The sequence below is a fragment of the Nonomuraea spiralis genome (genome assembly GCF_014648435.1).
GTDB lineage: Bacteria > Actinomycetota > Actinomycetes > Streptosporangiales > Streptosporangiaceae > Nonomuraea > Nonomuraea spiralis.
Genome location: NZ_BMRC01000058.1, coordinates 17,645 through 28,217 on the forward strand (window position 1 = coordinate 17,645; position 10,573 = coordinate 28,217).

The window sequence follows — 10,573 nt, forward strand, 5'->3', positions numbered from 1 at the left end:
AAGCCAAGGCGGTCACGAGGCCGGGCCGGACGTACGCGGGCGCTCGCAGTCCCGCGGGCTCGAACCGGCCCCAGAGGGACCTGGAGCCAGAACCCGCCCGATTCGGGCCTCTCGGTCGTCTTGAGGGCCTGGACGGGTGCACGGCGAACACCGGCTCCCCGATGTCACGGGACCGGGAACGTCAGCGGCGGTAGCCGGCCATCCGCTCCAGCCTTGCCACCCGCTCGGACGTGGGCGGGTGCGTCGAGAAGAGGCGGCCGAAGCCGGATCCGCTGAACGGGTTCGCGATCATCATGTGGGACGCCGAGGTGAGACGGCTGTTCTCGGGGAGCGGCAACCTGCGCGCGCCCATCTCGATCTTGCGGAGTGCCGAGGCCAGGGCCAGCGGGTCACCCGTGAGCCTCGCGCCCGATTCGTCGGCCTGGAACTCTCTCGTACGGGAGATGGCCATCTGGACCATCCCGGCCGCCACAGGGCCGAGGATCATCATCAGCAGGGCGCCCAGGAAGCCGGGGCCCTCGTCGTCGTCGGAGCCGCCGAAGAAGACGGCCACGTAGCTGAGCCACGTGATCATCGTGGCCAGCGCGCCGGCCACGGAGGAGACGAGGATGTCCCGGTTGTACACGTGCGACAGCTCGTGCCCGACCACGCCGCGCAGCTCGGACTCGTCGAGCAGCTGGGTCAGGCCGTACGTGACGCACACGGCGGCTTGCCGTGGACTGCGGCCCGTCGCGAACGCGTTCGGCTGCACGGTCGGCGAGATGTACAGGCGGGGCATCGGCTGGCGTGCCTCGGTGGAGAGCTCCCGGACGATCCGGTACAGGGTCGGGTGCTCGACCTCGCTGACCGGCCTGGCCCGCATGGCCGACAGCGCGATGCGGTCGGAGAAGAAGTAGGCGACGCCGTTGCTCAGCAGGGCCAGCACGAACGCGATCCGCAGACCGGTGCCACCGCCCAGCCACGCGCCCACCACGATGATGAACGCCGACAGACCTCCCAGGAGGATGGCGGTACGCAGACCGTTGTGGTGCAAGGTCTCCCCCCTTCGTGGTCCGGGTTTCACCTCGTCCAACGATGATGACCCGGTCTATCGTTCCCCGGCGTGCACAGCCGCGGGCGGAGCGCGACTTGCCCGTGTTGTCCGGGGAGGAAGGCGGGTCGTGGCCCGGCCGACAGCCCTCGTGATCCGCTCTCGGTCAGCCCGTGGCCGATAAGGACGTCATGTCCAGCACCAGTTGTGGTGCGACCGAGAAGAGGATCGCCACGCCCAGGGCCAGTCCGACGGCCAGCCACGCCGCAGGGGACGGCCGTCGTAGGGCCCGCTCGCCCGTGGGGGCGAAGAGGCGGGCCGCCCAGGTCGCGTAGTAGTAGAGGCCGATCACGGTGTTGACGGCCATGACCAGCGCGAGCCAGCCCAGACCGCCCTCGACGATCGTTCCGAACACGAAGATCTTGGCGAAGAGACCGGCCAGCCCCGGCGGCAACCCTGCCAGGCAGACCAGGCAGAACGCCAGCGCGATCCCGGCCGCCGGACTGCGGAACACCAGGCCGCGATAGTCGTCGAGCTCGTTGCGCGCGGCGGTCCTGGAGACGAGCATGACGACGGCGAAGGCACCGAGGTTCATGGCCGCGTAGATGACCAGGTATGCGACGGATGTGCCGGTCGCGGCCTGCGGCGTGGCCGCCGTGGCGGCGATCGCCAGTGGGGCGAGGACGTAGCCGGACTGCGCGACCGAGGACCAGGCCAGCATGCGTACGGCCGAGCGTTGACGCATGGCGAGCAGGTTGCCCACGGTCATGGTCAGCGCCGAGACGATCGCGATCACCGGCCCCCACGTGGACGACTGGCCGGCGAGTGCGGTGACCAGCACGAGGATGAGCCCCGCGAACCCGGCCGCCTTGGAGATGACCGAGAGCAGGGCCGCCACGGGGATCGGCGCGCCCTGGTAGACGTCCGCCGCCCAGGAGTGGAACGGCACTGCGGCGATCTTGAAGGCGAACCCGGCCGCCACGAGGACGACGCCCACCGTGACGACCGCGGGCAGCCCATGGGCCGTCTCCAGCGCCGTGGAATGCGTGCCGGCCGCCGCTCCCGGCGCCGCGATACCGCCACTCAGGACGGCGGCCAGGCGGGAGAGGTAGACCGTCCCGGAGATGCCGTAGAGAAGGGAGACGCCGAACAACATGATGGCCGTGGACACGACCGACACGACGAAGAGCTTGACCGCGGCCTCGGAGGCGCGGCCGTCGTAACGTTTCAGCGCGGTGAGGGCGAAGACCGGGAGCGAGACCAGTTCGAGCGCCACCACGAGCATGACCAGGTCGCGGGAGGCGGGCAGGGTCACCGCGCCGACGAGGGTGCAGAGCAGCAGGAAGTACCACTCTCCGGCGGGGATGCCGCCCCCGGCCAGCTCGGTCATCGACATCAGTATGATCACCAGGGCCGCGACCAGCACCAGCCCCGCGAAGGCCGTCGTGAACCGGTCTGCCACGAACGAACACAGTGTGCCCGATCCGCCGCCGGCGAGGTTGGGCGGAACGCAGAACGTCGCGCGCGGCGTACCGCTCACGGCCTGCGCGATCACGAAGCCGAGGGCGGCGACGACCCCCGCCAGCGTCACCAGCCCGAGTACGGACCGCGTGCGTGTCCCGACGGGAAGGAACACGTCGAGCAGCAGCACGAGCCCGGCCACCACCGCCAGCGCCAGCGGCGGGGCGATCACGAAGTAGTCGATCTGCTGGATCATGGCAGGGCTCCCAGCAGGGTCTGCACGGCCGGTGTGGTGAGGGAGAGCAGGAGACCGGGCCAGAGCCCGAAGAGCACGATCAGCACGACCAACGGCGTCCACGCCGCCAGCTCGTAGGACCGGAGATCATCGACCCTGATCCCCCGCTGGGCCTGTTCGGTTTCGAGCGTCGCGATCGCCGCCTGCTCCGCGAGCGACTCGTCCGAGCCGAGAGGCGCCACCGGGCGTTCGTCCGGCGTCTCGCCGGACGGCGGAGTCTGTTGTTGATCGACGACTCCCGGCGGGCGGCCGTGGGTGACCCGGGACAACATGAGCACGAAGTACGCGGCCGTCAGGACCGCCCCCAAGCCGCCGATCACCATGTACGTGAGGAAGAGCGCACGCGGCAGGCCGCTCGCCGGCTGGAACGCCCCGAACAGCGCCAGCATCTCCCCCCAGAACCCGGCCAACCCCGGCAGCCCGAGCGAGGCGATCGCGGCGAACGTGAGCACCGAGCCCAGGCGCGGCATCGTGGCCAGCATGCCGCCGCCGAGGCTGGGCATGTCCGCCGTGTGATAGCGGTCCTTGATCGCCCCGGCCAGGAAGAACAGCAGGCCGGTGATCAGGCCGTGGGCGACGTTGGCGAACAGGGCGCCGTTGATGCCGGTCGGGGTCAGGGTGGCGAAACCGAGCAGGACGAAACCCATGTGGCCCACGGAGGAGTAGGCGATCATGCGTTTGAGGTCGCGCTGGGCCAGGCAGGCCAGGGCGCCGTAGATGATGCCGACCACGGCGAACGCCCCCAGCCACGGCGCCACCGCGGTCGCCCCCTCGGGGAGGACGGGGATGGCGATCCTGGCGAAACCGTACGTGCCCATCTTCAGCAGCACTCCGGCCAGCAGGACCGACCCGACGGTCGGGGCCTCCGTGTGGGCGTCGGGGAGCCAGGTGTGCAGGGGCCACATCGGTGTCTTGACCGCCAGACCCACCCCGATCGCCACGAACGCCAGGATCTGTACGGACCTGGACATTCCCGCGCCGTGGGCCGCGGCCAGTCGCGCCATGTCGAAGGTGCCCGTCTGGGTCCACACGAGCAGCAGGCCGAGAAGCATCACGACCGAGCCGAGCAGCGTGTACAGGATGAACTTGATCGACGCCGCCCTGCGGCCCGCCCCGCCCCAGATGCCGATCAGGAAGAACATCGGGATCAGCACGATCTCGAAGAAGACGAAGAAGAGCAGCAGGTCGAGGGCGAGGAACGTGCCGATCATGCCGACTTCGAGCACCAGCAGCGTGAACACGAGTGCTCTCGGCCGGTTTCCCAGGAACCGGCTCGGCGTGCGGGGGCGGCCCCAGGAGAGGTAGCCGAAGCACAGGAACGTCAGCAGCGCGGTGAGCACCACAAGCGGCAGGGAGATGCCGTCCACGCCCAGGTGGAGGCGGAGCCCCAGGCCGGGGATCCAGGGCTGGTCGACCGTGAACTGCAGGCGCGTCGCCTGCCCGTGGTCGAACGTCGCCACCATGACCAGGGCCAGCGCCAGCGTGACTCCCGAGAGGATCAGGCCGTACGTGCGCAGGGCGGGGCGGAGCACCTCGGGGACGAGGAGGAGCAGGAGCGCGCCGAGCAGCGGCACGGCGAGCAGCGCGATCGGCAACCAGCCTGTCATGAGGTCACCACCGTCCTGTGCGGAGGCGGGCTCGCGCCTGCCCGCCTGTGGCCCATGGCGTGAGCGTCATCGCCCCGGCGGGGCTGCGGAGTCGTCATGTGAGCATCACCGCCCCCACCGCGATCAGGAGCACGCCGGCGAGGACGCCGCTGACGTAGAGCTGGACGTTGCCGTTCTGGGTCAGGCGCAGCCATCCGGACAGGCCGCGGGCCGTACGGCCCGCCCCTCGGACGGCGCCGTCGACGACCACGTCGTCCGTTCTGACGACCAGCCCGGCCAGGGCCATGATCGGACGGACGATCAGCGCCGCGTAGAGGCCGTCCACGTAGAACGCGCGCTCGCAGGGCACCCGCAGCGGGCCGAGCAGGCGGGCCGGGTCGGCGACGGGGTCGCCGCGCCACACCGCGTAGACCACCCCGGCGCCGAGCAGCGCGAGCACGACGCTGATCGCGGCCACCGACAGGTCCACGTGCGGCTGCCCGGCGAAGCCCAGCAGCAGGGCCGGGACGGCGAGGAGCATGATGGGCACGAGCATGGTCCGGGGCGCCTCGGTGACGTCGACGACGTGGGCCGTGCCGGGCTCGGGCTCGGGGAGCGCCACCACTCTCGGCGTGCCGAAGAACGTGCGCAGCCACGCTCTGGTGGCGTACGCGCCGGTGACGGCGACGGTCGCGAGCGCGCAGCCGTACAGGAGCAGCGCGGCGGCGTCCGTCAGGCCTCCGCCCGCCAGCGCGCCGTCCATGGCGGACAGGATGCCGTCCTTGCTGAAGAAGCCGCTGGCCGGCGGGATGCCCATCAGAGCGGCGAACCCCACCGTCATCGTCACGAACGTGACCGGCAGCTCGCGCCGCAGCCCGCCCATCTGGGTCATCAGGTTGGAGCCGACGTGGTGGATCACCGCGCCCGCGCACAGGAACAGCAGGGCCTTGAACGCCCCGTGCGTCAGCAGATGGAAGATGGCCGCCCTGTCGGAGCCCGCGGCCAGGCCGCCGGCCATGTAGGCGAGCTGGCTGACCGTGGAGTAGGCGAGCACCCGTTTCAGGTCGTCCTGGGCGAACGCGGCCAGCGCGGCCCCCAGCATGCCGATCGCGGCGATCACGGCCAGGACGTCGAGCGTCGGACGAGCGTGCAGGAAGGCGGGAAAGAGCCTGGCCACGATGAAGATGCCGGCGGCGACCATGGTGGCGGCGTGGATCAGCGCGCTGATCGGGGTCGGGCCGGCCATGGCGTCCGGCAGCCAGGTGTGCAGCGGCACCTGGGCGCTCTTGCCCGCGACGCCGCACAGCAGCAACATGGTGGCCGTCGTCAGGGTGGCCGCGGACATCTCGGGCACCCTCGCCAGCACGTCGGCGATGCGGAAACTGCCCGCCGACGTGCCCAGGACGAAGATGCCGAACAGGAACCCGACGTCGCCGAGCCGGGTGACGAGGAACGCCTTGACCGCCGCGCGCGAATTGCCCCGGTCTTCCCACCAGTGGCCGATGAGCAGGTAGGAACACAGGCCCATGATCTCCCAGCCCACGTAGAGGACCAGGAGGTCGCCCGCGTAGACCACCAGGAGCATCGCGCCGGTGAACAGGCTGATGAAGGCGCTGTAGGAGGGGTAGCGGGGGTCGTCCTTGAGGTAGCCGACCGAGTAGACCTGGACGGCCAGCGCCACGAGCGTCACGAGGACGCCGAGGACCGCCGACAGGTCGTCGGCCTGGAGGGTGAGCGAGATCGGGATGCCGCCGGTGACGACCGTGCCGTACGTACGGCCTACGGGCTCGGAGGCGGTGTCGCCTTCGAGGTACGCGAACCCGGGGCCCCAGGCCAGCCAGAGGGCCAGGACGGCCGAGGCGGCGGTCGGAAGGATGGCGATCCAGGCGGCCCGGGTGTTCGCGCGTTCGCCGGTGGCCTTCTCGGCGGCCGCGAGTCGTGCCTTGGCCGTGGGGGGCGGTGATTGCGCCTGAGCCGGTGTGCGGTTGTGGGGCCAGCGGGAGAGCAGCAGGCCGGCGGCTGCGGCGAGAGTGGGCAGGAGTACGGCCAGCAGCGGGAACGTCGTCACGGCGTGTCTCCTCGCTCGGCTCGGTGGTCGCTGTCCGGGGGCGCCGGGTCGGGGGCTGGGGGTGCCGTGGGGCGGCGGTCGCCTGCGGGGGCGAGGTCGCCCTGATTGGAGGGGGTCGTGCTCGTGCGTGCGCCGCTGGGGACCAGGGCCTCTGGACGATCGCCGTCGGCGGCGGGCTCGGCCAGGTCGCGGAGGTGGTCGAGGTCGACCGTGCGGCGGTTGCGGTAGAGGGCCAGGACGATCGCCAGGCCGAGGCCGACTTCGGCGGCGGCGATGACGATGACGAAGAGGGTGAGCACCTGACCGCTGTGGAGGCGGTCGCGGAGCCACACGTCGAACGCGACCAGGTTGAGGTTGACGGCGTTGAGCATCAGCTCGACCGACATCAGCACGAGGATCGTGTTACGTCGGGCGAGCACACCGTAGACGCCCACGGAGAACAGGAGCGCGGAGACGACCGCCGGGTAGACGACGTGCATCAGGCACCCCCGTTCTGATCGGGCGGCGAGCCGGGAATGTCCGTACGGGACAGCACGATGGCTCCGATCAATGCGGCGAGCAGCAGCACGGACAGCGCCTCGAACGGCAGCACCCAGGTGGCGAAGACGCTGGCGCCGAGCTCCTTCGCCGCCCCCTGACCCGGTTTCAGCGGTGTGTACGCCGTGCGGAAACCGTCGATCACGACCGTGACCAGGACCGCCGCCGTCGCCACCGCCACCAGGGCCGCCACCGGCCGGTTGCCGCTGTCGAGGTCGGCGGAACGGCCGATCGGCGCGCGGGTGAGCATGATGCCGAACAACATCAGGACCACGACCGCGCCCACGTAGATCAGCACCTGGACCCAGGCCACGAACTCGGCGGTCAGCACCAGGTAGCAGCCCGCGAGCGCGCCGAAGGAGACCACGAGCCACAGGGCCGCGTGGACGAGCTGTCTGGTCGTGACGACAAGCAGCGCCGATCCAACCGCTACCGCGCCCAGCAGCAAGAAGACGATCTCTTGCCCGGTGGGTGACAGGTAGGAGGGCACCGCCTCGGTCACGACTCCTCCTCAGACTCCTCTGGGTCGTCAGGGCCGAGCCGCCCCGGCGGTCGGATGGACCTTGGATCGGCCATCCTGCGCCTGCGCGGGCTCGCGGAAGAAGTCTGCTCCGCCGGGCCGGGTTCCGGTGACGGTTCACCCGTGCCTGTGGAAAACCTGTTCGAGGGTGGCTCGCCTGTGGATGAAGTCGTTCCCGGCGGGCGCTCCTCTGAAGCTTGTCCGGTCTGGTCTTGGGCGGAGGTGTGGTTCGTCTCCTCGCCTGCCTGGGGAGCGGGGGCGTCCTCTTCGACGTGGGATGCGTCGCCCTCCGGCTCGGGGGGCACCGCGCCCTTCGCCGCTTCCGACCGCTTTGTCCCCTCCGACGGGGTCGCCGCCTCTGACGGTCCGGTCGCCTCTGGCGGCTTCGTCCCTTCTGGGGTTTGCGCCGTCTCCGGGGAAGCGGTGTCGCCCGGCTCCTGGCCCTGCGCTGGGGATGGCGGTTCGGCGGGTTGGGGGCTGGGCGGGAGGGCGCCTGGCGGGCGGATGCCTCGTACGTTGGACATGGGCCTGCGCGTACGCTCACGCCGGCCCGCGACGGATGGCGGCGCCGCAGGGCCCTCGCCTGGGGCGGCCTCTGCGGGACCGGCCTCCTCGCGCGCCCGCTCCCCCTGCTCGGGCCCGTGCGGGGCCCGCTCTCCGGCGGCCGGACCGGCATCCGCACCCTCCGCCGAGGGACCGGCGTCGGCGCGCCCGGTGGGCGAACCGGCGTCGCCCCCTCCGGGGGACGGAGTCGTGTCGGCGGGCTCAGGGCTGAGCGCCGCCGATTCCGCGCCCGTCTCAGGCTGGGCGCCCTTGGTCACGTCGCCGACCGCGCCGCCCGGCTCCCCGGAGGCGGTCCCTTCGGAGGGGCGGGCGCCTTCGCCGGCCCCTGCGGGGCCGCGCTCTCGTGCGGGGCGCCGGGCGCCGGTGGTGCCCGGCGCCTCCGGTGTCGCTCCGGGGCGGGCGGCTGCCGTACGGGCTGCGGGGCGGCGAGGTGCGGCGGTCAGTTCCTTCGGCGGCTCGGCGCCGGGGTCGTGGGCAGGCGGCGGAGGAACGGTCTGGGTCCAGGCGGCCAGCTTGTCCTTTTCGTGCAGGAGGTTACGGATGTCGCCCTCGGCGTACTCGAACTCCGGCGACCAGAAGAGGGCGTCGAAGGGGCAGACCTCGATGCAGATGCCGCAGTACATGCACAGGGCGAAGTCGATGGCGAACCGGTCGAGCACATTGCGCTGGCGGGGCCGGCCGCCTTCCGGCGCCGGGATCGTCTCCTTGTGGGAGTCGATGTAAATGCACCAGTCGGGGCACTCTCGGGCACAGAGCATGCAAGAGGTGCAATTTTCCTCAACCAGGGCGATAACGCCTCGACTGCGGGGCGGGAGGGCGGGCTTGACCTCGGGATACTGCTGTGTGACCGATTTGCGCAGCATGTGGCGAAGGGTGATGGACAGCCCTTTCGCCAGTCCGACTCCCGGTATCCGCGCCATGGTTCAACATCATGACGTACTTGGCGGCAGAGGTGAATGAGCCAAGACCGTTGTCCCCAGTTTTTCCACAGCCGTCCACAGGTTGACGGGAAGTTATCCACAGGCTGGGCGACTGTCCGATATGAGCGACTGCATGGCGATAGTCTCTCGGCCATGCCGTACAGCCATCCGGTCCGTCCCAGCGGCGGGGCGTGGGCGGCCGCCATCGGGTGGGCCGTCCTGGCCCTCGTTTCGTGCGGGCTGGCGACCCCGTTCACGATGGGGTTCGCGGCGTACTGGCTGCGGAGCACGTTGCAGGCCGTCGCCGCATGCGTCTACCTGGTCCTCATCGGCTCGTTCGTCATCGCCATCATCCTGTACGACGAGGTCGACAGCATTCCGGAGCCGATGTCCACGTTGGTGTCGTTCGGGTTCGTGATCAGCTGGATCGGCGGGATCGCCCATTCGGCCGTCCTGGTGCCGGCGATGGCGCGGGCGCGCTTCCAGCCGGCTGTGCCTGTGCCCATGCAGGCGCCGGTCCCGCAGTACCGGCCCGCCGACCTGCATCAGCGCACCACGGCGCCCACCCGTCACCAGCCTTCCGGGCAGCCGGAATGGATCGGGCATTACCGGGTGATACACCAGCTCGGGCGCGGCGGGCAGGGGGCCGTCTATCTGGCCATGGCCCCCAACGGGGTTCGGGTGGCGGTGAAGGTGCTGCACGATCTGGTCGACGAGACGGCGCGTACGAGGTTCGCGCGGGAGGTGGACGCGGCCCGGCGGGTCGCCACGTTTTCCACAGCCCGGGTGCTCGACGTGAACGTCAACGGGCAACACGCGTACATCGTCTCGGAATACGTCGAGGGGCCGTCGCTGGAGCAGCTCGTACGGCGGCACGGGCCGCGTGACGAGGACAGCCTGACGCGGCTCGCGTTATCCACAGCCGGGGCCTTGGCGGCCATCCACAAGGCCGGGGTGGTGCATCGTGACTTCAAGCCGAGCAACGTGCTGATCGGGCACGACGGGCCGCGCGTGATCGACTTCGGGATCGCCAGGGCGCTCGACAACATGACGATGACGTCGGGGAAGATGGTGGGGACGCCGCCGTACATGGCGCCTGAGCAGTTGACCGGGGAGCCTGTGGGGCCTGCGTCCGACGTGTTCAGCTGGGCGGTGACGATGATGTTCGCGGCCACGGGGCGGCCTGCGTTCGGGGAGGACACCGTGCCTGCCGTCTTCCATCGGGTGCTTACGTTTCATCCGGATCTGTCGCCGTTGCCGCCTGCGCTGCGGGGGGTTGTGGGGGCGTGCCTGAACAAGCGTCCCGAGGAACGGCCGTCGGCGTCGGACGTGATGGTGGCGATCGTCCACTAGCCGCCGGAACGCGCCGTACGGGCTGGGGCCGGTGCGGGGCTGGCGGACGCGACTGCCAGGCCCACTGGAGGTCGGGTGAGGGCACAGGCGGATGCGGACGTGCCGCTGAGACCACCGGCTCGGACAGAGCGAGGCCCAGCCCACGCGGGCGTCCAGCCCACGCGGGCGTCCAGCCCACGCGGGCGTCCAGCCCACGCGGGCGTCCAGCCCACGCGGGCGTCCAGCCCACGCGGGCGTCC

7 protein-coding genes and 1 pseudogene are annotated in these 10,573 nt (G+C 70.9%); 1 reads left to right on the top strand and 7 read right to left on the bottom strand.

Going from position 1 to position 10,573, the window contains the following annotated elements:
* Nucleotides 1-181: 181 nt before the first annotated feature.
* The 7 genes and pseudogenes from htpX to IEZ27_RS54740 all read right to left on the bottom strand — a co-directional run bounded on the left by htpX (nucleotide 182) and on the right by IEZ27_RS54740 (nucleotide 8,981).
* The gene (gene htpX, locus IEZ27_RS52320; protein ID WP_189654135.1) at nucleotides 182-1,033 is read right to left on the bottom strand and encodes a zinc metalloprotease HtpX; all 852 of its coding nucleotides are present in this window, start codon (nucleotides 1,031-1,033) and stop codon (nucleotides 182-184) included.
* A 163-nt stretch (nucleotides 1,034-1,196) separates the two neighbouring features.
* A complete protein-coding gene (locus IEZ27_RS52325; RefSeq protein WP_189654136.1) occupies nucleotides 1,197-2,747 on the bottom strand; it encodes an NADH-quinone oxidoreductase subunit N in 1,551 nt (516 codons plus the stop codon).
* Nucleotides 2,744-4,393, bottom strand: coding sequence for a complex I subunit 4 family protein (locus tag IEZ27_RS52330; RefSeq protein ID WP_189654137.1), 1,650 nt, complete (start codon nucleotides 4,391-4,393; stop codon nucleotides 2,744-2,746). Before IEZ27_RS52330 ends, IEZ27_RS52325 begins: the two co-directional genes overlap by 4 nt.
* A gap of 94 nt (nucleotides 4,394-4,487) precedes the next feature.
* Nucleotides 4,488-6,440 (bottom strand): NADH-quinone oxidoreductase subunit 5 family protein, encoded by a 1,953-nt coding sequence (locus tag IEZ27_RS52335; protein ID WP_189654138.1) that lies wholly within the window; start codon nucleotides 6,438-6,440, stop codon nucleotides 4,488-4,490.
* A gap of 197 nt (nucleotides 6,441-6,637) precedes the next feature.
* A pseudogene (nuoK, locus tag IEZ27_RS55765) lies at nucleotides 6,638-6,919 on the bottom strand (NADH-quinone oxidoreductase subunit NuoK); the annotation flags it as partial.
* Complete coding sequence (locus IEZ27_RS52345; protein WP_125649828.1) at nucleotides 6,919-7,479, bottom strand: NADH-quinone oxidoreductase subunit J family protein; 561 nt, start codon at nucleotides 7,477-7,479, stop codon at nucleotides 6,919-6,921. The gene IEZ27_RS52345 and the pseudogene nuoK, both read right to left, overlap by 1 nt.
* Complete coding sequence (locus IEZ27_RS54740; protein ID WP_308427376.1) at nucleotides 7,476-8,981, bottom strand: 4Fe-4S binding protein; 1,506 nt, start codon at nucleotides 8,979-8,981, stop codon at nucleotides 7,476-7,478. Before IEZ27_RS54740 ends, IEZ27_RS52345 begins: the two co-directional genes overlap by 4 nt.
* Nucleotides 8,982-9,272: 291 nt before the next feature.
* Here IEZ27_RS54740 and IEZ27_RS52355 point away from each other — a divergent pair, with 291 nt between their 5' ends.
* The gene (locus IEZ27_RS52355) at nucleotides 9,273-10,334 is read left to right on the top strand and encodes a serine/threonine-protein kinase (protein ID WP_189654139.1); all 1,062 of its coding nucleotides are present in this window, start codon (nucleotides 9,273-9,275) and stop codon (nucleotides 10,332-10,334) included.
* The last annotated feature ends 239 nt before the right edge of the window (nucleotides 10,335-10,573 follow it).